The sequence below is a fragment of the Fodinicola feengrottensis genome, assembly GCF_039530045.1.
Classification (GTDB): Bacteria; Actinomycetota; Actinomycetes; order Mycobacteriales; family HKI-0501; genus Fodinicola; species Fodinicola feengrottensis.
This window is the reverse complement of sequence record NZ_BAAANY010000036.1, coordinates 88,886-113,140: the sequence shown is the minus strand read 5'-3', so window position 1 is coordinate 113,140 and position 24,255 is coordinate 88,886. Positions and strand designations below refer to the sequence as shown.

Sequence of the window (24,255 nt, the reverse complement as noted above, 5' to 3'; positions counted from 1 at the left end):
TTCACCCGCGCGCCGGCCGTCTGAGCTTCGCCAGGATTTCCAGGTGGTCGACGGCAGCGCCGGCGCCGCCGGCATCGCGGAAGGATTTCCTTATCCTGTCAGCGTTTTCCCGGTATGTCGGGTCGTCCAGAACCGCGTCGACGGCCGCTCCGATGTGCTGATCGGTGGCTCTGCCGAACCGCAGCCGCCGGCCTGCCCCGGCTCGTACGACCTGGTCGGCGACTATCGGCTGGTCGTCCCGGATCGGTGCCACGACCAGCGGAATGCCCTGATTCAACGCTTCGCAAACCGTGTTGTGACCGGCATGGCAGACCACCGCGGCTGCTCGCTCGAGCAACGCGACCTGCGGCACCCGGCCGCGGACGATCACGTCCGCGGAGTCGGCCGGCAGCGTACCCAACGGGTCCACGATCACGGCCTGCATGCGGTCGGCGCGCGCTTTCAAAGCGTCGAACGCGGCCGCCAGGAACCCTTGGCCGGCATCCGCGCTGACAGTGCCCAAAGTGACCAGGACCAGCGGTTTCGTCGGATCCAACAGCTGCCAGCCGAACGCGATCGGGTCCGGCCGGTCGATGATGGAAGGGCCGACGAAACGTACGTGCGGGAGCAGTTCCCCCCTTTCGATGCCGACCAGTTCGGGCGTACTGAACGCCAGCACCAAATCGCGGGAGGTGCGCGGATCCTCGCCGACGTACGGATCGCCGTGCCGGCGCTGCAGGTCGTCGAGCAGCCCAGCCAGCCACTGCGCCACCTTGGGCAGGCCAGCCAGCGGATCGAGCAGCCCGGCCGAGGTGGTCGCTGAAGTCGCCCAGGGCAACCCCTGCACGTTCGCGACCACCGCACCGGCGATCGCTTGCTGGTCAACCACCAACACGTCCGGTCCGAAATCCTCGACCGCGGCCGTCACACCGGGCACCATCGCATCGGCCAGCGGGCCGAGCACGTCCGCCCAGAGGAACTGCAGCGCGGCGAATCCTCGCAGGTCGGCCGGCCGGTTCAACGCGGACTCCGGCGGCATCGCGCAGTCGTAAACCACACCCGCGACAAACCGCTCGACGACCGCCGACGGGCCCGCCCAAGCCACCTGATGCCCGCGGCCCACCAACTCGGCGGCCACCCCAACGGTCGGGTTGATGTGGCCGGCGAAAGGTGGCACCACAAAGAGAAAACGGCTCATGCCGGGACCGGGTCGTGCTCGGAAATCCAGCGTAGCAACAATTCCCGGACCACCCGGTGGGACTGCACCAACACGGAGTGGTCCTGCCCGTCCAGGACCTCCGTCCGGCAGTACGGCAGCGCCTCGCCGAGCGCGGTCAGGTCGTCCTTCTGGAAGCCCTCACTGCCCACAATGGACAACACCGGGCAGCGGATTTCCTGCAGGGCTTCCAAATCGAGCAGCGGGCCTTGCGGCACGTCGACGGCCATCGTAGTGGTGAGCAGTCTTTTCGCGGCGGCCCTGGTCAACCGGGTGTGATGGCTGCCGAAGGTGGCCTCCAGCCAGTGAAAGAACTCCTCGCGGCGGATCTCCCGCATGATGTTTTCCAGCGTCTCGGTCATCTTGGCCGCCCACGGCTCGGTGGCCGGTTCCGCCTCGATGGAGACAATGCTCGCGACCCGTTCCGGGAAAGCCGCGGCATAGCTGAAGGCGATGGTGCCGCCGAAGCTGTTTCCAATCAGGTGAACGGGTTCGGACACTTCCAGCTCGTCAAGCAGACCTGCGAGGTCGGCCACGAAGTCCGCTACCTGGTAGCCGGACTCCGGCAACTCGCTCCGGCCATGGCCGCGCAGGTCGTACGCGATCACGTCGACGCCGGCCGCCGAGACCGGCGCGGCCAGCGTCAGGTAGAAACTCGCCAGGCTGTCAGTTCCGAGGCCGTGGATGAAGACCGCCTTGGGCGCGGGCCCCCGACCGGCATTTTTTGCCGGCATCACCTCGAAATGCATCCGGTTGCCGTTGATCACGTCGATGCCCACGCCTCAGCACTCCCCTTCGCCGGCGCCAACACAGTCAGCCACATAGTCCACCAGTTCGCCGACCCGCAACCCGATCACGTCGTCCAGGTCCTTTTCGGCGAGGAACTCAGCCAGGTTCACTCGCTCGCCATAGCGCTCCTGAATGCGTCCCGCGACCGTGACCAGGTCAATGCTTTCCAGTTCCAGCTCTTCGTGGAAGGTGGTCCGCATGGTGATCTCGACGCCGTCAAGCCCGTAGTCATCGAGGATGCCGCGAAGCATTCCGCTGATCTCCACCAGAATCTCCGCAGTGGTGATGCCGCCAACCGCAGTCATTGCCCGCTCTCCTCATCAATCGTCCACGTCACGACATACACCCGGTCCGGAAGGTCGGCCGGATTGCGAACGGTCGCCGATCGCAACCGGTGGGTCCGCGCTCGTACGGACACGACCAGCTCGTCACCGACCACCTCGGTCACCACGAAATGCCTCGGCTGGCCACCGAGGCCGGTGCCTTCCGCTTTGGCCACCGCCTCTTTCGCTGTCCAGAATCTGGCAAACCACAGCTGCGTCGGCTCCCCGGTCGCCGTCACCGAGTCGGCCAGCAATCGTTGCTCTGGCTCGGAAAGCGCGAACGCCATCGTACTGGCCGGTCGCTCGACGACTTGTTCGACGTCGATGCCGACCCGTACCGACGCGCCTGGCCGAGCCAGCGCTACCCCGACTTGCGCGCAATGTGCCAGCGAGACACTGAAGGCCGGCAAGTCGTCGCGGTGCCGGCCGGTGACGTACGGGCGACCGGACGGATCGTTGCCGACCGCGATTTCGGCTGGGAACAAGGCATCCCAGCCTTGCTCCCACAACCAGCCACGGACCGCGTCCTTGACCGCTATCCGGCCGAGCAGCCACCGGCGCTGCGATGTGGCTGGTAGCGCGGCGTATTCGGCCTGCTCGCTGGTATTCAGATACTTGCGCAGATAAAGATCCCGCGAGGCCTCTCGTGGCCACCGCTCCGGGGTGAGCATCCACCCGCCGGCCTGCGGCTCGGAGAGCAGGTTTCGCTGCGGCATCCGGTAGGCCCACTCGATGGCCAGGTGGCTGTCGAAGCGATAGTCCTGCCAGCCGCTGATTTCCGCGAAAACCCGGCCACCGCTGGTCAGCTGCGCGTCGAACTCGTACGCCCGATCCGTGATCGACCGCACCACCAGCGTGCATCCGACCTCGCTGCCGGGCGCCGGCTCGTCAGCGTAGAAGTCGATCTTCGCGATGGAGACCGGGAAAACCACTCGGCGAGTGGTCTGCGTTTCCACGATCCACAGCCCCAGCAACTGCCCGACATTGTCCAGCAGTCCACCCGGCGCGGTCGGCACGGTGAACACCGCCCGCGCATGCTTTTCGCCGACCGCCAGCAGTTCGGTGACGCCCTGATAGCGCGGCCCGTGAAACATCCAGCGTTCGGTGTAAAAACGCTCGGCGGTGATGGTCGGCACCCGCTCGGCGGCAGTAGGTGCTGGCCACGGTGGAACCGCCGGCGGATAGTGGCTACCCAGCTGGACAATTCCATGGGCGTACTCACCCAACCCGACTTCGACCCGGTCCGGCGCGGTGGGAGTGACAGCCAGCGGAACATCCACCGCCGGCGCGGCCACCAGCCAACGGTTCAGCCGTACGTCCGAAACTCCCACCGCGGTCCGGCCCGGCACCTCTTTTTCGGCAGCGTCCATCATCAACCGGACGATCGTGGTCGCCGGCACCACCGGCCGCCGGTCGATCTCGTCCGGCCAGCCCTCCCGCTGCTCGGCGAAACAGTGGTCCAGCAAATAGGGCATGGTTTCGGTGGAAACTCGCAAAGTCCTTGGTACGGCCGGTCGCGGGCTAGCGGCCCGCAACACCGCCACCGCGGTTCGCTCGGTTTCCCGCAACATCGCGTCCAACTCGGCCGCGAGCGGGAAATCGGCGGTGTAGTCGTCCAAAGTGGACCGGGTGGTGTCCCGCGATGGGACCAACCCGCGAGCCGCCGCACCGAGGCTCACCGAACCACCGGACAGGTTCAGTTTGATCGGACTTCTGGTGCGTACGGGCGGCACTATGGTTGACAGTGCGCCAAAGTCCGGCGATCCGCCCTCCACCCACACCGCGGCGGCGACCCGCCGGAGCTGGTCCAGCCCAGACCGCTGGGAAGAGTTCGCCGGCACGGTCAGATGGTCGTCGTCGCCGAGAGTGTCGTCGATCAACGAGCCGAGCTGACCGGGGCCGATCTGCACGAAAACCCGGAAGCCGGCCGCGTACATGTTCCTGATCAGCGAACGGAACCGCACCGGCTCGACCAGGTGCCGCACATAGAGCTCACGGACTTCTCTTGCCCCTACGGGAAAGACCGACGCCGTGGTGGCCGACCACACCGGCACTGCTGGTGGATGGATCACCATGTCCTGGACAAACCCGCGAAACTGGTCGAGGTAAGGCGCGAGCATCGGTGTGTGGAAACCAGACCGGAACGGCAGCACCTGGCAGATCACCCGCCGCGCGCGGAAGTCGGCGACAACCTCGGCAATCGCACCGGCGGGGCCGCAGACAATCGTCTGGTTCGGGGAGTTCTCGTGTGACACCACCACATCGGGCCACTTGACCAGCGCCTCGACGACCCGCTCATACGCACATCCAAGGACAGCGAACTCCACGCCAGGCACCCGCAGCGAATCCGGGTCGACCCGGTCCAGCATCTCGTCCGAGGCCGCCGCGCCGTACACACCCGCGGCGATCATCGCGGTCCACTCGCCGACGCTGTGCCCGGCGACGGCATCCGGCGCCATTCGCAACCGGCGGAGCACCGCATCCAGCAATCGGCCGACCCGGATCACGCTGATGCTGTGCTGACCGAGGCTGTCGCTGGTCAGATTCGCCGCTGGCAGGCCGAAATGCGCGGCGATATCCCCGACGTTGGGAGCGAATTCCGCTTCCAGACCAGGAAAGATGAAGGCCGTACGAGCCGTGGGGTCTGCCAGGAGAGGGTGTGGGCTGAACCAGATGTCGTTGCGGCCACGCCAGCCGGCCTGCCGAGCCACCACTTTCCGGGCCACCGCGAGCCGTTTCGTGGTCGGTTCGACAATCGCCAGCCGGCACCGGCCACCGGTCGGTGCGGGCAGCGCTCGTACGTTCGCGTCCGGTCGGTCCAGCGCAGCGGCCAGTGCGGCTGGGTTTTCTCCTGACAGCAACAACACCCGGTCCGGCTCGGCGACAGCGACTGGCCTGCCGGACCGCGCCGGCGAGCCTTCTTCCAGCACCACGTGAGCGTTGATGCCACCGAACCCGAAGGCGTTCACCCCGGCCCTGCGCGGCTGACCATCCACAGTGGACCACGGGCGCGCGGTTTCGATGGGCGCGAACCGCGTCCGTACGAGCTCTGGGTTCGGCTGCTCACAATGCAAAGTCGGCGGCAGGGTCTGATGGAAAAGCGCGAGAGCCGCCTTCACCAGTCCGGCCACCCCAGCCGCCGGCATGGTGTGGCCGATCATCGACTTCACCGTACCGATCACCGCCGGACCGGTTTCGGTCGGTGGTCCGAAAACCTCCCGCAGGGTCGTCAACTCGGCCTGGTCGCCGGCCCGGGTGGCGGTGCCATGTGCCTCGATCAGGCCCACCGAACCGGGCGCCAGCGGATCCAGTCCGGCGGCTCGCCAGGCCTGTCTTACGGCTCGAATCTGACCACCCGGATCCGGGCTGGAAAGGCTCGCCGCCCTGCCATCGCTGGCCACCGCGCAGCCGCGGATCACCGCGTAAACCCGGTCGCCGTCGCGCTCGGCGTCGGCCAGCCTTTTCAGCACCACCACCCCGGTGCCCTCACCGATCAGGATGCCATCGGCGCGGCTGTCGAACGGCCGGATTTGTTCGGCCGCCGACAACGCGCCGAGCTGGCTGAAAACACTCCAGAAAGTGATGTCGTGGCAGTGGTGGACCCCACCGGCCAACATCACGTCACAGCGCCCGGTCGCCAGCTCACCCATCGCCTGATCGACCGCGACCAGCGAGGAGGCGCAGGCAGCGTCCACTGTGTACGCCGGACCGCGCAAATCCAGCCGGTTCGCTACCCGCGAAGCGGCCAGGTTGGGCACCAGGCCAATGGCCCCGTCCGGATGGGTCGGGCCTATCGCATCGGTGAAAGCGGAGCGAATTTTCGCTAGCTCGCTGGCATCCAGGGCGGGCACCAGTTCGGCGAGCGTACGCACCAACTGCTGGGCGGTTTTTACTCGCTGGTCCAGCCGCGCGAGACCCGGCCCAATATACCCACCGCGGCCGAGAATAATGCCGACCCGGTCACGATCAGGCAGCTGACTTTCGCCGCCGGCGTCAGCGATCGCGGCCGCCGCGACCCGCAGCGCGATCAACTGGTCGGGCTCGGCGTCGGCCACCGACGCCGGCATAATCCCAAACTGGGTGACCTCGACCTCGGCCAACTCGTCCACAAACCCGCCACGCCGGCAAGAAAGCCTGTCTGCTGCGTTCTTTTCGCCCGGTTGGTAGAAACTCGGGTCCCAGCGGTCCGCCGGCACCTCGGTGATGGCGTCCACTCCGGCCACCAGATTCTGCCAGTAGGTCGACAGGTCCGGTGCACCGGGCAGCAGAACCGCCATTCCGACGATCGCGACGGGCGTGGCCGTTGTCATCGGCTACCAGCCCGAAGCCGTGTAGACGACTGAACGGACCGCCGGCTCGCCCCAGGCAAGTTCCCGCAGCAGGCTCAAAACGCCTTCTTCGGGGTCAATCAGGTCGATACCGCGCTGCGCGTAGTCCCGGCCGAGTTCGGCCGACACCATGCCGCCGTGCCGGCCGGCCGGCGCCCACGGTCCCCAATGAACAGTCAGCACCCGGCCGCCGGTGTGGGCGGCCCAGGCCGCACCCATCGACTCCATCGCATCATTGGCCGCCGCGTAATCAGCCTGGCCGCGGTTGCCGAGAGCGGCCGCAATACTGCCGAACGACACCAGGAATCCAGGCTGCGCCGGGCCTTCTCGCAGCGCTCGCAGCAGCGCGAGAGCACCGTCCACTTTGGTCTCGAAGACTCGGCGGAACGACTCCTGGTCTTTGTCAGCCAGCAGCCGGTCCTCGATCACACCCGCCGCGTAGATGACCCCGTCGAGCCTGCCGTATTCGGCGTGAATGTCCTTCACGATCCGCCGAATCGCGTCCTCGTCCCGTACGTCCGCGCAGTGGTAGCGAACTGTGGCGCCCTTACCCAAAAGTTCGTCCACGGTCTGGGCCACCTCACGCTCGGCAAGAATGCGCCGGGCCATCCGGTCGACCTCCGCGGCACTGCGATGACCCTGCGCGACCAATGCCGCCCGGAGGCCCGCCAGCTCGCCCGCGCCGGCGGTCGCCGCGTCTTCAGGGCCGACCGGCAACGCCGTACGTCCGATCAACTCGATCCGGCAGCCACTGGCGGCCTGCAGCGTTTCGGCAAATCTAGCGGCAATTCCGCGTGCTCCGCCGACCAGCAGGACGACCGAGTCCGGCCCCAACCCGATCGCGGCGGCCTCCGCCGCGCCCTCACCGGCAGGGCCCGCGCCCACCCCGGCCAAAGCACCGAGCGGAGCCTGGACCATTTCCCAAGCGCGCCGCTCGCCACCGTCGGCCACCACCACCGGGGCAGAGTCCGCTGCCAACAGTTCGGTGACAATGACGGTGGCGAGCAGATCAGTGGGCTGCGCCGGGTCGACCTCGACCAGCCTCGTCGTGACGTCCGGATATTCCCGCGCCACCGAACGGAAAAGTCCGCGCAAGCCGGCGTGCCGCGAGACCGCGCCGCCAGTCGTACGGGCAGTCACCGTGAGCAGCCAGCGCGGCGAACCAGCCAGCGCTTTCTTCAGCGCGGGCAGTCCCGCCGGAAGTGCCCACTCAATGCCGTCCAACGCCACCCGATCGATCTCGACGACCGGGCTGAGCAGCGGGCCAAGGTCGATAATGCCGGCGCAGCCAGCCAGGTTTTCCTGCTCCACACCCACCAACGGCTCGGCGCCACAGGCAGCCAAGGCGGTCGCGACCGCGGCCGCCAGCACGCCGTCCGTGTCACCCACGATCGCCAACCGCAGCCCATTCAACATCGACGGACTGTCCATTGTGGACGGCGAGATCCGCACGGGCTCCAGCACAAACCGCTGCGGGGGCGATCCGGCCGGCAACTCCGGTGTGGAGTGCACCTTCGGCGGCTGTTCCCTGACGCTGGGTTTGCTGCTCGTACGCACCGAAATCCACTCGACCATCGCCCGCGCGGTGCGCCGCTTGGCCAACTCATCGACATCCGCGTCGGCGAACCGCAGGTCCGGGCTGGCGAAAGTGGCCAGCAGTTCACCGGAAATCTCGGCCCGCTTGATCGAGTCGACGCTGAGGTCGGCCTCCAGGTCCACGTCCGGCTCAATCATCTCCAGCGGATAGCCGGTGCGCTCACCGATCAGCGTCAGAACCGTACCCATGACGTCCACTGTGGACGGTTCGGGAGCGGCGACCGGTGCTGGCGGGACCACAACGAGCTCGGGAGCCGCTATCGCAAGCGCGACAGGGGCAGGCGCGGCAGCCAGCACCGGCGCCTTCCCGAGGTGGCTCAGCAGCACATCCCGCTGGGCCGCGACCATTTCCCTGCTGGTCAACAGGAACTCGCGGATCAACTGCTCGGTGCCCGAGTTCTGCTGGGGCGGCACCGACTGGCTCATCGTCTTCTCCTGGATCCGTTGGGCCGGCCGAAGCCCGCCAGAAAGCGGCGCGCCATCCGCCGTGCGTACGACCTGACCGTCGACAGTCCAGCGTGGCTGGGCGGGCAGGGTGGTGCCGGTGAGCTGCCGCGCGTCCCGGCCGCGCAAAAGCCAGTCGGTACGGATCCGAACACCGGCCACCGCGAGCCGAGCCAACGCGGTCAGAAATCCGGGCAGTCCACTGCCCTTGCCCTCGATCGCGACCGTCTCATGTGGACGGTCGGCGAGAATGGCGTCAACCAGTCGGCTGAGCACTCGTCCAGGCCCCGCCTCCACGAAAATCCGGGCGCCGGCCGCGTACATCGCCTCGATCTGGGCGACGAACTTTACTGGCGCGCCGACCTGGCCGGCGAGTCCATCGGCAACCGCCGCCGCCGCGACGGGGTAGCGGTCGGCCGTACGGTTGGACCACACTTCCCTTTCCAGCGGGCGAACACGGTGTGACGCCACTTCTTCGCCGAACGTCCGCACCGCGGAGGCGATCAGCGGGCTGTGGAAAGCACACGCGACTGGGATCTTCTTTCCGGCCAGGCCGGCCGTCCGCAGGTCAACAATGGCGCGATCGACCAGCTCGGTCGGCCCGGAGATGACCACCTGCCGGGGCCCGTTGTGGTTGGCCACCACGACCTGGTCGGCCAGCCCTGCCGCGGACAGCACGTCCCGCACCTCGTCCGCGCCGGCGGCCACCGCGGCCATGGTGCCGGGATCGCTGCCAGCGGCGGAAAGTATCGCGTCAGCCCGAGCAGATGACAGAGTTAACAGCGTACGCGCGTCAAAAGCGCCGGCCGCCGACAGCGCGACGAGCTCGCCATAGCTGTGCCCGGCCAGCATGTCCGCCTCGACGCCCACCCGGGACAAAAGGTGGTGAGTGGCGAGGCCGGCAATGCCCAGCGCGGGCTGGGCGGCGCGGGTGTCCCGCAGCCGGCCTTCCTGCGCTGCCACCGCATCCGGCCCGTACGCCGTCGGCGGGAAGAGAGGTCCGGCGTGCCGTTCGTCCAGCCGGAGAAACTGCTGGATCTCCGGGAAAGCCACGAAAAGATCGGCGAGCATGCCGGGCCGCTGACTGCCCTGTCCAGGGAACAGCATAGCCAGTTTGGTAGGCCCGTCCGTCCACTGTGGACACCGGAACAAACCACGATCGGGATCACTCTCACCAGCCGCCGCGCGCCGCAAGAGCTCGGAAAGAGCATCCAGGTCAGCGGCCACGATCGCGATCCGCACCGGATCCGCCCGCCGTTGCGCCCGCTGGGACGCGGTGGCGGCGAGGTCGCGCAACCGCACTGGCGAACCTGCGGTTTCGGCCTGGCGAAGCAGATCCAGCAACCATTCGACGTCGCGGGCCGCGGCCTGATCATCGACACCGCGGAATGTGAACAGCTCCACCGGCCACTCTCGCAGCCCATGCCGAGGTGCCGGACCAGCGTCGTACCCACCCAGGACGACGTGGAAATTCGTGCCACCAAAGCCAAAGGCGCTCACGCCGGCGACCCGGTCGGCGACCGGTGCGGTCCACGGCCGCGAGCCGGCCCCGAACGCAAACGGGTTGGTGTCCGGCTGCCAGGCCGGATTCGGCGCGGTGACGTGCAAAGTCGGCGGCAACGTGCCGGTGTGCAGCGCCATCGCGGTCTTGATCAAGCCGGCCAGCCCGGCGGCGCATTTGGTGTGCCCGATCTGCGACTTCACCGACCCGATCGCACACCTGCCCGGCTGGGCTCCAGCTTCGGCGAAAACCTCGCTGAGGGTGGTCAACTCGGTACGGTCGCCGACCACCGTGCCGGTGCCATGCGCCTCCACCAGCCCGACCTGAGACGGCGAGATGCCGGCGTTTCGGTACGCCCGCTGCAAAGCTGAGCGTTGCCCTTCCGGTCGAGGTGCGGTCAGGCCCAGCGACTTTCCATCGCTGGCGCTGCCCACGCCTTTGATGACCGCGTAAATCCGGTCGCCGTCCCGTTCGGCATCAGCGAGCCGCTTCAGCGCGACACAGCCAACTCCTTCACCGAGCGCGATCCCGTCGCCGGTCTCGTCGAACGTACGACACCGGCCAGTCGGAGAAAGCGCCTGGACAGAGGAAAACATCAGGTAATCGTTGATGCCGTTGTGCAGATCCGCGCCACCACACAACACCAGATCACTGGTTCCGCTGACCAGTTCCTTACAGGCCACGTCGACGGCGGCCAGCGAAGACGCGCAGGCCGCGTCGACCGTGTAGTTGGCGCCACCCAGGTCCAGCCGGTTCGCGATCCGACCGGCGATCACATTGGCCAGCGAGCCCGGAAAGGAATCCTCGGTCAATCGGGGCAACTGATCGTCGAGGCCGTCCGGCACCTTGCCGAAATAGCTGGGCAGCACCGTACGCAGGACCATCGCGTTGGACAGGTCACTTCCGGCCTCAGCACCGAAAACCACGCTCGTACGCGACCGATCCCAGCCACTGTCGGCATAGCCGGCGTCCGCCAGCGCCTGGTCCGCTACCTGCAGGGCGAGCAGCTGCACGGGTTCGATGCTGGCCAGCGCGGTCGGCGGAATACCATAGCGCAGCGGATCGAACGGAATCCGGGGTAGGAAGCCACCCCATTTCGATGGGGTGCGCTCACCTGGGGCGTGCCCGCCCGGCGGCTCGTGATAAAGCGACGAATCCCAACGCTGCGCCGGAACCTCGGTCACCGAGTCGACGCCACCGACCACATTGGACCAGAACGCGGACAGGTCCTGCGCCCCAGGGAAAACGCAGGCCATCCCGACGATCGCCACATCCAGCGGCGCCGGCGCCGGCGCTTCCACGGGCTCGATGCCGAGGCGGTCTCGCAGCTCACGCACACGTTCTTCAAGGAAGTCAACGGCATCGACGGTGACCGACTGGTGCAGCCGCTCGATTGTCGTGACGTCCGACCGTAAAACGGCGACCTGGCCGGCCATGAAGAGGCCGTCCGCCAGCTGTTCGGGCTCGTCGACAGTCACCAGATCCGGTCCGTCGCGCCGAAGTCCCTTGCTGGCTACCCGCAGTCGGCCGACATTGAGCCGCTCCAGCTCGGTCCACGCGTCCCGGTCTGGCACTCCGCTGTCCCGCAGTTCGGCCCGTACGCTGGCAAACTCGGCGGTGAACGGGCTGGCGACGCAGCGGGTCACATGACCGGGGGCGGTCTCCAGCAGGTCGGTACGATGCGCGGCCAGCACCTGGCGCTGGAAAACCTGGCCCACCGCGCCGTCGGTCACTGCCTCCGAGGTGAAAAGGTATGCGCTGCCCATGAGTACGCCGATCCCGGCACCGCGGGCGGCCAGCGGTGCCGCCGCCGCCGCGACCATCGCGGCAGACCGGGCGTCGTGAATGCCGCCGGCGAAATAGATCCGCAGAGCGGCGCCGAGGTCCACGTCCGCGGAGCGCTCCTGGAGGTATTCCAGCAACACGCCGATCTGGGCTTCCCAGAGCGGAAAACTGGCCCGCGGGCCGACGTGCCCGCCGCATTCGGCGCCTTCGAAGACGAACTTTCGGGACCCTGCGTCCAAGAACTGCCGCAGCAGGCCCGGCGACGGCACATGCAGGAATGCTTGGATGCCGGCCGCTTCCAATGCCTGCGCCTGCCCCGGCCGGCCGCCGGCCACGATGACGGCCGATGGCCGCAACTCGTGGATGACTTCCCACTGAGCCCTACGCACCTCTTCCGGCGCGAAACCCAGCACCCCGACACCCCAGGGCCGGTCGCCGACGACCTGCTTCGTCTCGGTCAGCAGAGCCCGACTCTGGTCCGGCCCGCTGAGCGCCAACGCGACAAACGGCAGCGCGCCATGATGGGCCACCGAGGCGGCAAAACTGGCCTGGTCGGAAACGCGGGTCATCGGACCCTGCGCGATCGGCAGCGCCGTACCCACCGCCCGACCCAGCACCGAATCGGGCCGCAACGCCCGCGCACCAATGGAATTCTCTTCCAGTGCCTCGAAAATTGCCGCCCGGATCGCTCGTACGGCCCGAGCCGTGCTGCCATACCGGCGGGCGAAGACCTGCGCCAAAAAGCCGTCCTGGCCGATCGGCAGAGCGCGTCCGGGCCCGCCGCGGGGCGCCATCATCCGCCGCCCGTCTACCAGGACGGACTCCGATCCGTCCGTACCGTGAAGAAGCGATCGCACATCGTCGGGCAGCTCCGATTCCGGCATCAGCGCAAGCTGGTTTTCCAGTACGACGCCGGCCGCCCCGCCCACCACCGCGGCCACCGCTGTCCGCGGCCCGATCCCACCGGCCACCCACACTGGGCAGGTGATCCGCGGATCGGCCAGAAGCTGTTGCAGCAGAACGAAAGAGCTGAGCTCGCCGACCTCACCGCCGGCTTCGTTGCCGCGGGCGATGACGCCGTACGCGCCGGCGGCCACCGCGACAAGGGCCTCATCGAGGTGGGTGACCTCCACCAGAACAGTGCGGTGTTCGACAACGTCGGCAATCGACCATGGCGCATTCCGGCCCAGCACCACGGTGTCCACTGCGGACAGTGCAGTGTCTGCAAGAATTACTTCGAAACCGATGTCACAGCCGGCGGCGACCCGGACGCCGAAGGCACCGGTCACCGTTTTCGCTGCCATCGCAAGGGCATTGCGAGCGACCGAGGCAGTGCTACCAAGATCGAGAATGCCGAGGCCACCGGCCCGACAGACGGCCGCGACCAGGGTGGCGTCCGACTCGCCGCACGGACTGATCCCGAGCGTGAGCAGCCGGCCAGCCACATCCAGGGCCACCGATTCCAATGCCACCGTGCCTCCATTGGCCGAGCAGGCGTGATGAGCCCATCCACGAACCGGGTCGGCGCGTACGGCGGACAGGGCATCGCTTTCCCGACACCGGCCACCTGAATGGACTAGAGGCAGCAAACTATCCCAAGAACGAACGATGGGACAAGCGCCGGGCATTGTGACGTATTCCGACTTTGCGAATCTCCTCCCGAAAATCGACGGACAGCGATGACACGTTCACACACAGCCTCGGTTATTCGGTCAGGAAACCACTCCGATCGATCCGAAACAAGGTGTTCACCAAAAGGTCGCCACGGTCTGCTAATTTCTTCTGTCCTGACTGTCACTGGGGAAACAGGAGGGCGGTTTCACTCGTCAGCGGCAGTCCGGTAAGGTCACCTCCGGCCGCGCCCATTCCTGGTCAGCGTCATTTTCTCTTTCGTTGCAAGCAATCCACATTTCACCCGGAGCACACCGGGTGTCTTGTTGTTTTCCTTAGTCCGGCGAACCGAAAACACTCACTCTCGTCACAACTCCTTGCTGACCAAATTAGTATGTGATACATAATAAGAGTGTCGACACCACCAGCTGCGCAAACCCTGGCCGCGATCCACGCTTGGACCCGACTGGACCAGGCATTCGCCGGTCTGAACCGCGAGTTGCAACGTCACCACCAGGTAACCGGTGCCCAGTTGGCCATTCTTCGCATGCTCGACGAGTGGGGCGAAGCGTTGTCGCTGCAGGAAATGCGGGACCGACTGGTCATGCACCCAGCCACTCTCGGGCAGTTGGTCGACCGACTGGCCAGCCGCGAGTGGGTGGCATTGGCCGCCGATCCGGACGATCGACGGCGCCGGATCGTACGGCTGACCACAAAAGGGCGCCGACTGATCAGGAATGCACCACTGGCCGGCCCGATCCGCCTGCGATATGCGAAAGCCGATCCAGCAAGACTCCAAAGGCTGGCGGCCGCATTCGAGGACGCCATCGTCCTCTTCGGACTGGAGAACTACCAGCCAGATCGAACTTCACAAAAAGGATAAAAGCCATGAATTCCGCAATTCGCGTACTCGGCGTCGACAACATTCTCTTCGCGGTCGCCAATCTCGACGACGCCATCGAGTTCTACGCCGATCGCCTCGGCCTGCCACTCGTCTTCCGGCTCGACGAACCGGGCATCGCACTGTTCAAGCTCGGCCCGGAAGCCCCCGGCCTTCTGCTGCGTCGCGGCACCGTCGCCTCCCCCGCACCCTCAACCGCTGCCAGGCTCTGGCTCGAGGTGCCAGACGCCCGCGAAGCCGCCGAGACTCTCCGTACTCGCGGCGTCGAGCCACTGTCCGACCCGTTCTCGGTCGCCACCGGCTGGATCGTCGAGGTCGCCGACGCGGCCGGCAACATCATCGGTTTCACCGACTACACCGCCAACCCATCCCTCGGCCGGACCGCAGGACACTAGATCTCGATCACCGCTGAGGTATCGACGATCACACGTCCTCCGGCCCGAACCCGAGGATCTCTTCCCGCTCCTGCTTCGTTATGGACTTGCCGCGGACCTCGGGCGGGATCTGCGGCCAGATCTCCTCCTCCAGGACACGCATCATCCGCTCATGCCGCTGCTTACGAACATCAGGTTGACGCAGTCGCTCCAAGCGTTCGCGGAGTGCTGCCCTCACCGCGGCGGTCTTGGTCTCGCCGGTGAGTGTTGCCAGTTCGGCCGCCAGTTGCTCGGCTTCCGGATCTTTGATGTTCATTGCCATGGTAGGTGGCTACCCCAAATGGTGTAATTGCCGTCACGGGAGCGGCCGTACGGTCAGCGGCCGGCGCCGGCCCGGTCCATTTGCCGGACTTCCTTCTTGAGCTCGGAAATCTCGTCCCGGAGCCGGGCTGCCAGCTCGAACTGCAGCTCTCGGGCGGCGGCCAGCATCTGGTCGTTGAGCTGGTGGATCAGGTCGGCCAGCTCGGCACGGGCCATTCCCTCGGTCTTCACCGGCCCGGCACCGCCCTTGGATGACAGGCCTGGCACGGGAGCCTTACCGCGGGACTGCTGGCGGCCGGAACCGCCGATCAGCTCGCCTTCGGTGTCCTCGGCCTCGGCATAGATCACGTCCAGGATGTCGACGATCTTCTTGCGCAGCGGGGTCGGGTCGACGCCGTTCGCCTTGTTGTACGCGACTTGCTTCGCTCGCCGACGGTTGGTCTCATCAATCGCCTTCTCCATCGACGGCGTGATGTTGTCCGCGTACATATGCACCTGGCCGGACACGTTTCGAGCGGCCCGCCCGATGGTCTGGATCAGTGAGGTGCCCGAGCGCAGGAAGCCTTCCTTGTCGGCGTCCAGAATGGACACCAGCGAGACCTCCGGCAGGTCGAGACCCTCGCGCAACAGGTTGATGCCGACGAGCACGTCGAAAGTGCCCTTGCGCAGCTCGCGCAGCAACTCGATCCGGCGCAGCGTGTCGACCTCGGAATGCAGATATCGCACCTTGATGTCGAGCTCCAGCAGATAGTCGGTGAGGTCCTCCGACATCTTCTTGGTGAGCGTGGTGACCAGAACTCGCTCGTTCCGGTCTGCCCGGAGCCGGATCTGCTCGACCAGGTCGTCGATCTGGCCCTTGGTCGGCTTGACGATCACCTCCGGGTCGACCAGCCCGGTCGGCCGGATCACCTGCTCGACGACGTCGTTCTTGGTCCGGCCCAGCTCATACTTTCCCGGGGTAGCTGACAAATAGAGAGTCTGGCCAATCCGGTCCAGGAACTCCTCCCACTTCAGCGGCCGGTTGTCCATCGCCGACGGCAGCCGGAACCCGTGCTCCACCAGGGTCCGCTTGCGGGACATGTCACCCTCATACATGCTGCCGATCTGCGGCACCGTCACGTGCGACTCGTCAATGACCAGCAGGAAATCCTCCGGGAAGAAGTCCAGCAGGCAGTGCGGTGCGGTGCCGGCCGCGCGGTCGTCGATGTGCCGCGAGTAGTTCTCGATGCCGGAGCAGAAGCCGACCTGACGCATCATCTCGATGTCATAGGTCGTACGCATCCGCAGCCGCTGCGCCTCCAGCAGCTTGTTCTGCCGGTCCATCTCGGCGAGCCGCTCCTCCAGCTCCGCCTCGATGCCACGGATCGCCCGCTCCATCCGCTCCGGACCGGCGACGTAGTGGGTGGCCGGGAAGACCATCACCGCGTCGCTCTCGTTGATCACCTCGCCGGTCAACGGATGCAGGTAATACAGCCGCTCGATCTCGTCGCCGAACATCTCGATCCGGACCGCGAGTTCCTCGTACGCGGGGAAGACCTCGACGGTGTCGCCGCGGACCCGGAAAGTGCCGCGCTGGAAGGCGACGTCATTGCGCGTGTACTGCACGTCGACGAACTGGCGGAGCAGCTTGTCCCGGTCAATCTCGTCGCCGACATTCAGCCGCACGCACCGGTCCAGGTATTCCTGCGGGGTGCCCAACCCGTAGATGCAGGACACCGACGCGACCACGATGGTGTCCCGGCGAGTGAGCAGGCTGCGGGTGGTGGAGTGCCGGAGCCGCTCGACCTCGTCGTTGACCGACGAGTCCTTCTCGATGTAGGTGTCGGTCTGCGGCACATAGGCCTCGGGCTGGTAATAGTCATAGTACGAAACGAAATACTCGACCGCATTGTGCGGGAACAGCTCGCGGAACTCGTTCGCCAACTGGGCGGCCAGCGTCTTGTTCGGCGCCATCACCAGGGTCGGCCGCTGCAGTTCCTCGACCACCCAGGCGGTGGTCGCGGACTTGCCGGTGCCGGTCGCGCCGAGCAGCACGACGTTGCTCTGGTCGGCGCGGATCCGCGCGCAGATCTCCTTGATCGCGGCCGGCTGGTCACCGGACGGCTGGTAGTCGCTGACCACCTCGAACTTGCCCTCACGGCGGATGATGTCGAGCTTGGGCCTCATACCCACAACGGTACGCCGGACGTATGACAGTCCCGTACGGCCGACCGGGCTTGTACAGCTCTGCAACGGCGTTGCAACCTCTCCCACCGGGCGCGGTTGCCTCTCCGAAAGCGCAGATGCGGCAGCTGTGCCCTGTTGTGAGCTGCTTATGCGGTGCTTCGATGTGACCTGGACCGCAATAGCGAAAGCCGTTATCCGGCCGAGGAGGTCGATCATGACACTGGCGTTCGACGAACCGCGCATCCAGGAAGTCGTGGGTGCACTGAGCCGCAAGATGCTGATCAACGGAGAATGGGTGGACGCGGCGTCGGGCAAGACGTTCGACTCCATCAACCCGGCTACCGAAGAAGTCCTCGCGTCCGTCGCGCATGGTGAGGCCGAAGACGCCGACCGGGCCGTACGGGCCGCTCGCGAGGCCTTCGAAGAGGGCTCCCCGTGGCGCAAGATGCCGCACGGCCAGCGCGGCAAGGTCCTGCACAAGCTGGGCGACCTGATCCTTGAGCACCTCGAGGAGTTCGCGCTGCTCGAGTCGCTCGACAACGGCAAGCCGTACGCGGTGGCCAAGGCCGCCGACGTACCGCTGGCCGCCGACCTGTTCCACTACATGTCCGGCTGGACCACCAAGATCGAAGGCAACACGATCCCGGTCTCCGCGTGGGACCCGGACGCGTACTTGGCATTCACCCTGCGCGAGCCCACTGGCGTCGCCGCTCAGATCATTCCGTGGAACTTCCCGCTGCTGATGGCCGCGTGGAAGGTCGGACCCGCGCTGGCCGCCGGCTGCACGGTCGTCCTCAAGCCGGCCGAGCAAACGCCACTTTCGGCTCTGTTACTGGGCGAACTCGCGATGCGGGCGGGCGTACCGGCGGGCGTCTTCAACATCGTCACCGGTTTCGGCGACGCCGGCGCCGCGCTCGCGTCGCACCCCGACGTGGACAAGGTGGCCTTCACCGGGTCGACCGAGGTCGGCCGGGAGATCGTCAAAGCAGCCGCTGGCAACCTCAAGAAGGTCACCCTGGAGCTCGGCGGCAAGTCGCCGAACGTGGTGTACGCGGACGCCGACGTCGACAAGGCGATCGCCGGCTCGGCCCACGCGATCTTCTTCAACCAGGGCGAATGCTGCGTGGCCGGCTCCCGGCTCTATGTCGAGGAGTCGATCTACGACCAGGTCGTCGAGGGCGTCGCGGAGCAGGCCCGAACCATCCAGGTCGGCAACGGGCTCGACCCGAACACGACGATGGGGCCGCTGGTGTCGCAGGAGCAGTTCGATCGGGTGACCGGATACATCGGCTCTGGTAAGGACGACGGCGCCGGCGTCATCGGCGGCGATCGGGTCGGCGACCGGGGCTACTTCGTCGCGCCGACCATCCTGACCGGCACCAAGGAGGATATGAAGGCCGTCCAGGAGGAGATCTTCGGCCCGGTCGTGGCGGCCGCGCCGTTCAACGCCGAGAAGGACATCCTGCCGGTCGCGAACAACACCAACTACGGCCTCGGCGCCGGCGTCTTCACCCGCGACATCTCCAAGGCCTTCCGGACCGCCCGCCGGCTGCGCGCCGGCACGGTGTGGGTGAACACGTGGAACGTCTTCGACGCCACGCTGCCGTTCGGCGGCTACAAGGAGTCCGGGTGGGGCCGCGAGATGGGCCACGCGGTCTTCAACAACTACATGGAGACCAAGACGGTCATCACTGACCTGAGCTGACTCACAGCAGTACGAGGCCGGCGCCACCATTCGCGGTGACGCCGGCCCCGCTGTGCCCTTTCGACCACTTGAGCAATTGCTTAAAGTTGCTATCCTCCATCTTGAGCGATCGCTTAAATCCTCGGGAGGTGGCAGTTGAGCAGGCTTTATGTGGAGACGACGATCCGATGTGACGCAGAAGAGCTCTGGCAGTTGACCCAGCAGCCACGCCAGCATCAACGCTGGGACCTGCGGTTCACCGAGATCGACTACCTGGCCCGGCCGGACCCAGCGGAACCGCAGCGGTTCCGGTACGCCGTACGGGTGCTGCCTGGCGTGGTCATCGCTGGGACTGGCGTCACCGCGGGTGAACGTACGAGGGCCGACGGCGCCCGTACGTCCGCGTTGCGGTTCGACTCCGGACATCCACTCTCACTGATCCGGTCGGGCGCCGGCTACTGGCGTTATGTGCCCACTCCGGACGGCGTTCGGTTCATCACCGGCTACGACTACGAACCCGGTTGGGGCCGGCTCGGCCGGCTCGCCGACCGACTGTTCCGCCCGTTGATGGGCTGGGGAACGGCCTGGTCATTCGATCGGCTCCGGCTGTGGCTGGAGCACGGGACGCCACCGGAACGGTCGTTGCGCCACGGACTTATGGACGCCGGTCTTCGGATCTTTCTGTGCGTTGGCGTGTGGTGGCTTCTGCCGCCCTATCTGGCGGCGGCGATCGTCGCCGCCGCACTGCTGATCCCGCCGCTGCCGTCCAGCCCGGCGGCCCGGCGCTGCCAGCGCCGTCCGCCCGACCGGCAGTCCGCCAGCGTACCGGCCATCGCATCCACCCTGGAGCCCTGACATGTCTTCCATCTTCCAACGTGCCCTCGGCGCCGACTTCGATCGCCTGCACCCGCAACTGCGGCGCCGGTTCGGCTTCTCGTCCGGGCAGGCCTGTGTTGGCACCGGCGTGATGGACAAGATCTGGAGCGGCGGCGGCTTCACCAAGCCGTTCCTCGCCCTCGGCGCCAAGCGGCACATCCTGCTGCCGGCCACCGGGCAGGACGTGCCTTTCACCATCCAGAACTACGCCTACCGCGACTCGTACGGCCGGGAAACGCTGACGTTCGTACGCACCTTCGATTTCGACCAGCCGCGCCGCTGGGACGCGACGATGGTCTACAGCCCGCGCCGCGGCACGATCGTCGACTACCTCGGCACCCACCAGCACGTGGCGGTGGACCTGCGCGCGTCCGTCGACGACGCGGGCGGCCTGATCATCCGATCCGGCGCGCAGCGCTGGCACCAGGGTCCGCTCACCTTGGGGATTCCGCTGCTGGTCAGCGGCATCGCGACGGTACGGGAGTCGTTCGACGACGACCTCGGCCGGTTCCGGATCTCGGTCACGGTGGCCAACCGTCGGTTCGGCCCGTTGTTCGGCTATCACGGGACCTTTGCCGCGACCTACACCGAAGGCGCCGACGTACCCGCGTCCGTACGACCGAACCGCGAAGTCGCCCGAGCGTGACGAGATGTCGTCTGGCCCGCACGCCTGCCCCGCCGGTTGCCCGGCAGGCCGTTACGTCCCGGCTTGGGACGACACAGACTGGGATGCCCGCTGGAGTGCGTCCATGAGGACAGCCGCGGGCCACACAGGGGGTGCGGAATGAGCGAGTACGGTCCGCCAGGCGGTTTCGTCGACCCGTACGAGGAAGCCCCAGGCTATCCGCCGAACCCGAACTCGGCGGTCCCGTACACCGGCGGCCCGCCCACCTACGGCCAACCGAACTCCGCTGTCCCCTACAGCGGTGGTCCACCGCCTTACGGGCAGCCTGACCCGAACTCCTATGCTGGCGGGCCGTACGGGCAGCCGACCGACCCGGGCGTCCCGCCGGCGTACGGCAACCCGCCCGAGCCGTCGAAGAAGAAGGGCCTGTCCGGGCTCGCCATCACCGGGATCGTGATCGGTGCCGTGGTGCTGCTGGTGTTGTGCGGCGGTGTCGTCACCTTCGTTGGCGGCTTCGCGTTCCTGCGGCCGGCGACCCCCACCGCCGCCGCCGCGCCGACCCCGACCGCCGCGCCGAGCGACAGTCCCAGCCCGGCCGATTCGCCTACCCCGGCGCCATCGGACTCCCCCAGCGACCAGCCCAGCGCCACCCCGACCGGTGAGGGTGACGGCCTGACGGTGCCGATCGGCCAGTGCGTGAAGGTTCGCAAGGTGGCCGCGGACAACAGCTTCGTCGACCAGACCGACTGCTCCAGCGCGGGCGCTCTGAAAGTGATGGCCCGCTTCACCGGCACCACCGACGTGACCAAATGCCAGGGCAGCGGCTCCAACGCCAGCTATGCGTTCACGAGCAAGGTCGACGACTCCGACAGCTACGTCCTCTGCCTTCAGACTCAATAACACACGCGCCTTAAGCAGACCAGCCCGTACGGGCAGCCCATTCCTCGGCTTTTGGCAGCGCCTGGTCAAACCACGGCTCTTTCGCCTCGGCATATCCGGCATAGTCCGGAAAATCCGCGGCGAGCGCGAGTTTGTGTCGCTCGTACGCTCCGCGCGCGTCCGCATCGGCGCGCAGCCAATCGCGAAAAAGCAAGGCATAGCGCCAATTCGGCCAGCCGACCACCCGGACATGCAGGTTGACCTGACGGCCCGGATCGGCGTTGTTGTGGTAGCGCTTGGCCCAACGTGCCGGATCGGGCTCGATCGGCTTCGGCTCGTCTGAGCGGATCCGTTGAACAGCTGGAAAACCAGCGTCCGCGAAAGTGTTCGCGGCGGCGTCTGCGTCAGCGATCGCCCGTACTGACACCTGGAGGTCGAGGATGTCCTTGGCGGCCAGTCCCGGCACCGAGGTGGAACCGATGTGGTCAACGCGCACGGCTGTCTCCCCCAGCGCCGCCCGCAGTTTTCCCAGAACCCGCTCTGCCTGGGCGGGCCAGGTCGGATCCGACGGCACGATCTCGGCCTGCCCGGACCTGGTCGCGGGTCGCCGGGCGCGCAGGTTTTCCTGGTACGGCAGCAGCCGATCGTCCCACAGTTGATTGACGGCGTTTTCCAGTGTCCGCAGCGATCCGCCGTTGTCGAGCCACACGTCCGCGGCGGCCCGGCGCTGCTCGTCGGTGGCCTGCGCATCGATCCGGGCCCGCGCCTGCTCGGCCGGCATGGCGCGATCTCGCCGCAACCGGTCGACCCGTACGTCCTCGTCCGCGTGCACCACGACGACGAGGTGGTAGGAGGGGCCGAGACCGTTCTCCACCAGCAGCGGCACGTCGTGCACCACCATCGCGTCCTCGCCGGCCTGCCGCATCCGCTCGTACGTCCGGGCGCCGACCAGCGGGTGGACGATCGCGTTCAGCGTCTGCCGGGCCGTGGGATCGGCGAAGACGACGGCAGCGAGCGCTGGCCGGTCGAGCGCGCCCTCGGCGGTCAGCACGTCCGGCCCGAACGCCTCCACGACCGCGGCGAGGCCGGAGGTGCCCGGCTCGACCACCTCGCGGGCGAGCCGGTCCGCGTCGATCACCACCGCGCCGCGGGCCGCCAACCGAGCCGACACCGACGATTTGCCGGCGCCGATGCCGCCGGTGAGCCCGATCCGAAGCATCGAAGGAGTGTCGCAGACGGTGATCACCGGTTTCCGGCCGGCGCTCCGGCTCTTAACACTCCGGGGCGTGTGATCATGGAGTGGCACGTGTGACGAGTGGGCGATTTGCCGGATTTGTCGATGATTGTTGCGCAGAGTGTCCGACAATCCCGCCGTCACCGTGGCTTCCGATGCGAGTTACGCACCGTTACCGCCCTCTCCGAGACAGCATTTATGCAGGTGACACGCCGCGCGCCTCCCGTACGCACAGCCTGGGCCGGCTTATCGTCACAGACGTCCAGATCGTGACCAGGAGGCTCGGATGAATGCGCAGCGTGTCGGCCGGCACCGGCTTGGCCAGCCTGGCCTGCGCTACTGCCGCGAGATCCCGGAGGTCCTTGCCCGGCTCGAACCGACCACGTCCCGAAACCAGCACGCGACCGAGCCCGCCCGATGGCGGATCCGGCCGGCGCTCGTTTTCGGGGTAGCCGCGGCGGCCAGCGCCGCGGTGGTCGGCGGATGGCTGGCCACCGGATCCACCGCCCTCGCAGACATTCTCGGGCGGTAGCACAGCACAGGTCGCATGTCGACCAGACCGACTCCGCGTCGACGGAGCCGGTCGTGGAGTCGCGTACGCCATTGCTTCGATGTTGGTCAAATGTGACAGATCGCCGTCCAAGTCATGACAATTGCGCCTGTTATGGCGAATGTCCCCGCGTGAAGGTATTCAACGGCCGGCGCACTGGTAGCCCGTCAGCGGGCCGGGTTGAGGCGCTGCGAACCGATAACGGACAGCAGCTGGAGTTTCTGGTAGCCGTCGGTGCCTGGTGAAGCGGTGAAGACCAGCAGCGCCTGATCACGGCCCTCGGTGAACAGGACCTGGCAGTCGAGTTCGATCATGCCGAGCTCCGGATGAATGATCCGTTTGTGCCGCTCGGAACGAAACGCGACCTCGTGCTGCTCCCACAGCTCGGCGAACTCACGACTGTCCGTACGCAGCCGGTCGACCAGCTCGACAACGCGGTCGTCCGGGCCGCGGCTGAGCGCCGACCGCAGGTTGGCCACCACGAACCGGCTGTGGTTGGCGTGGTCGGACGACGGAAAGCTCAGCCGCTCGGTGGGATCGGTGAACCAGCGATAGGCGCCGCTGCGCGCCAGCCCGGTGAACCGAAGCCGGTCGCCAAGAAGGGCCACCGCCAGCCGGTTCTGCGCGAGTGTCTCGGCCAGGTCGGAGATGACGGCGGCGGGCGTGTCGTCAAGCCGGTCGAGTACGCGCATCAGTGCCGGGCTGACGTGGTCGCTGCGTCGTGCCCGGGCGGGGGTGCCATGCCCGGCCAGCCGGAACAGGTGGTCGCGCTCGTCCACGGTCAGTCGCAGGCCGCGGGCCAACGCGGTCAGCATCTGCTCGGACGGCCGCGGACCGCGCTGCTGGTCCAGCCGGCAGTAGTAGTCGGTGGACATGCCGGTCAGTCCGGCGACCTCCTCGCGACGCAGCCCGGCCGTGCGCCTGCGCGGCCCTTTGGGCAGCCCGACATCCTCGGGTTGCAACGCCTCCCGGCGATGTCGGAGAAAGTCGGCCAACTGCGGTCTGTCCACGTCGTCCATTATTCGACAGGACCGTACCGTCAACCAGGGACCACCAATCCGTGCCTTGCGGCA

At 67.1% G+C, this 24,255-nt stretch carries 16 protein-coding genes; 7 read left to right on the top strand and 9 right to left on the bottom strand.

Annotated elements, in window-relative coordinates; all coding sequences use genetic code 11:
* Position 1 precedes the first annotated feature (1 nt).
* Genes ABD301_RS34630 through ABD301_RS34610 form a run of 5 tightly spaced genes read right to left on the bottom strand, consistent with a single transcriptional unit; the run spans position 2 to position 13,433 of the window.
* Positions 2-1,177, bottom strand: coding sequence for a glycosyltransferase (locus ABD301_RS34630; RefSeq protein ID WP_344314398.1), 1,176 nt, complete (start codon positions 1,175-1,177; stop codon positions 2-4).
* Positions 1,174-1,974: an alpha/beta fold hydrolase gene (locus tag ABD301_RS34625; RefSeq protein WP_344314397.1), complete on the bottom strand. Its 801-nt coding sequence runs from the start codon at positions 1,972-1,974 to the stop codon at positions 1,174-1,176. The genes ABD301_RS34630 and ABD301_RS34625 overlap by 4 nt, the downstream gene beginning before the upstream one ends.
* A gap of 3 nt (positions 1,975-1,977) precedes the next feature.
* Positions 1,978-2,289, bottom strand: coding sequence for a phosphopantetheine-binding protein (locus ABD301_RS34620; protein WP_163567195.1), 312 nt, complete (start codon positions 2,287-2,289; stop codon positions 1,978-1,980).
* The gene (locus ABD301_RS34615; protein WP_344314396.1) at positions 2,286-6,617 is read right to left on the bottom strand and encodes a beta-ketoacyl synthase N-terminal-like domain-containing protein; all 4,332 of its coding nucleotides are present in this window, start codon (positions 6,615-6,617) and stop codon (positions 2,286-2,288) included. Before ABD301_RS34615 ends, ABD301_RS34620 begins: the two co-directional genes overlap by 4 nt.
* A 3-nt stretch (positions 6,618-6,620) precedes the next feature.
* Positions 6,621-13,433 (bottom strand): SDR family NAD(P)-dependent oxidoreductase, encoded by a 6,813-nt coding sequence (locus ABD301_RS34610; protein ID WP_344314395.1) that lies wholly within the window; start codon positions 13,431-13,433, stop codon positions 6,621-6,623.
* Between the two features lie 551 nt (positions 13,434-13,984).
* On the opposite strand from ABD301_RS34610, the gene ABD301_RS34605 reads away from it, so the two are divergent.
* A complete protein-coding gene (locus ABD301_RS34605; protein WP_163567196.1) occupies positions 13,985-14,455 on the top strand; it encodes a MarR family winged helix-turn-helix transcriptional regulator in 471 nt (156 codons plus the stop codon).
* Between the two features lie 5 nt (positions 14,456-14,460).
* Positions 14,461-14,868: a VOC family protein gene (locus tag ABD301_RS34600; RefSeq protein ID WP_344314394.1), complete on the top strand. Its 408-nt coding sequence runs from the start codon at positions 14,461-14,463 to the stop codon at positions 14,866-14,868.
* Positions 14,869-14,896: 28 nt separating this feature from the next.
* Here ABD301_RS34600 and ABD301_RS34595 read toward each other — a convergent pair whose 3' ends face one another.
* Together ABD301_RS34595 and uvrB are read right to left on the bottom strand one after the other, a co-directional pair.
* Complete coding sequence (locus tag ABD301_RS34595; RefSeq protein ID WP_163567197.1) at positions 14,897-15,169, bottom strand: type II toxin-antitoxin system VapB family antitoxin; 273 nt, start codon at positions 15,167-15,169, stop codon at positions 14,897-14,899.
* A gap of 53 nt (positions 15,170-15,222) precedes the next feature.
* On the bottom strand, positions 15,223-17,334 hold the full coding sequence (gene uvrB, locus ABD301_RS34590) for an excinuclease ABC subunit UvrB (protein ID WP_344314393.1): 2,112 nt from the start codon (positions 17,332-17,334) through the stop codon (positions 15,223-15,225).
* 214 nt (positions 17,335-17,548) lie between these two features.
* Here uvrB and ABD301_RS34585 point away from each other — a divergent pair, with 214 nt between their 5' ends.
* The 4 genes from ABD301_RS34585 to ABD301_RS34570 all read left to right on the top strand — a co-directional run bounded on the left by ABD301_RS34585 (position 17,549) and on the right by ABD301_RS34570 (position 21,419).
* The gene (locus ABD301_RS34585; RefSeq protein WP_344314392.1) at positions 17,549-19,039 is read left to right on the top strand and encodes an aldehyde dehydrogenase family protein; all 1,491 of its coding nucleotides are present in this window, start codon (positions 17,549-17,551) and stop codon (positions 19,037-19,039) included.
* 135 nt (positions 19,040-19,174) lie between these two features.
* The gene (locus tag ABD301_RS34580; RefSeq protein WP_163567199.1) at positions 19,175-19,873 is read left to right on the top strand and encodes an SRPBCC family protein; all 699 of its coding nucleotides are present in this window, start codon (positions 19,175-19,177) and stop codon (positions 19,871-19,873) included.
* A 1-nt stretch (position 19,874) separates the two neighbouring features.
* Positions 19,875-20,540 carry a DUF4166 domain-containing protein gene (locus ABD301_RS34575; protein WP_344314391.1) on the top strand — a complete coding sequence of 222 codons (666 nt, stop codon included), beginning with the start codon at positions 19,875-19,877 and terminating at the stop codon, positions 20,538-20,540.
* A gap of 138 nt (positions 20,541-20,678) precedes the next feature.
* Complete coding sequence (locus ABD301_RS34570) at positions 20,679-21,419, top strand: LppU/SCO3897 family protein (RefSeq protein WP_163567201.1); 741 nt, start codon at positions 20,679-20,681, stop codon at positions 21,417-21,419.
* Between the two features lie 10 nt (positions 21,420-21,429).
* Here the strand turns inward: ABD301_RS34570 and coaE are convergent, their stop codons facing one another.
* Positions 21,430-22,617, bottom strand: a complete 1,188-nt coding sequence (gene coaE, locus ABD301_RS34565; RefSeq protein ID WP_344314389.1) for a dephospho-CoA kinase — start codon at positions 22,615-22,617, stop codon at positions 21,430-21,432.
* 301 nt (positions 22,618-22,918) lie between these two features.
* Here coaE and ABD301_RS34560 point away from each other — a divergent pair, with 301 nt between their 5' ends.
* Positions 22,919-23,164, top strand: coding sequence for a hypothetical protein (locus ABD301_RS34560; RefSeq protein WP_163567202.1), 246 nt, complete (start codon positions 22,919-22,921; stop codon positions 23,162-23,164).
* Between the two features lie 185 nt (positions 23,165-23,349).
* On the opposite strand, the gene ABD301_RS34555 is transcribed toward ABD301_RS34560, so the two are convergent.
* Positions 23,350-24,201 carry a helix-turn-helix transcriptional regulator gene (locus ABD301_RS34555; protein WP_344314388.1) on the bottom strand — a complete coding sequence of 284 codons (852 nt, stop codon included), beginning with the start codon at positions 24,199-24,201 and terminating at the stop codon, positions 23,350-23,352.
* Between the last annotated feature and the right edge of the window lie 54 nt (positions 24,202-24,255).

Coding starts and splice junctions, on each gene's coding strand:
- ABD301_RS34595 (WP_163567197.1), bottom strand. CDS start 15,169: ATGGCAATGAACATCAAAGATCCGGAAGCCGAGCAACTGGCGGCCGAA.
- uvrB (WP_344314393.1), bottom strand. CDS start 17,334: ATGAGGCCCAAGCTCGACATCATCCGCCGTGAGGGCAAGTTCGAGGTG.
- ABD301_RS34585 (WP_344314392.1), top strand. CDS start 17,549: ATGACACTGGCGTTCGACGAACCGCGCATCCAGGAAGTCGTGGGTGCA.
- ABD301_RS34620 (WP_163567195.1), bottom strand. CDS start 2,289: ATGACTGCGGTTGGCGGCATCACCACTGCGGAGATTCTGGTGGAGATC.
- ABD301_RS34615 (WP_344314396.1), bottom strand. CDS start 6,617: ATGACAACGGCCACGCCCGTCGCGATCGTCGGAATGGCGGTTCTGCTG.
- ABD301_RS34570 (WP_163567201.1), top strand. CDS start 20,679: ATGAGCGAGTACGGTCCGCCAGGCGGTTTCGTCGACCCGTACGAGGAA.
- ABD301_RS34555 (WP_344314388.1), bottom strand. CDS start 24,201: ATGGACGACGTGGACAGACCGCAGTTGGCCGACTTTCTCCGACATCGC.
- coaE (WP_344314389.1), bottom strand. CDS start 22,617: ATGCTTCGGATCGGGCTCACCGGCGGCATCGGCGCCGGCAAATCGTCG.
- ABD301_RS34575 (WP_344314391.1), top strand. CDS start 19,875: ATGTCTTCCATCTTCCAACGTGCCCTCGGCGCCGACTTCGATCGCCTG.
- ABD301_RS34600 (WP_344314394.1), top strand. CDS start 14,461: ATGAATTCCGCAATTCGCGTACTCGGCGTCGACAACATTCTCTTCGCG.
- ABD301_RS34560 (WP_163567202.1), top strand. CDS start 22,919: ATGAATGCGCAGCGTGTCGGCCGGCACCGGCTTGGCCAGCCTGGCCTG.
- ABD301_RS34630 (WP_344314398.1), bottom strand. CDS start 1,177: ATGAGCCGTTTTCTCTTTGTGGTGCCACCTTTCGCCGGCCACATCAAC.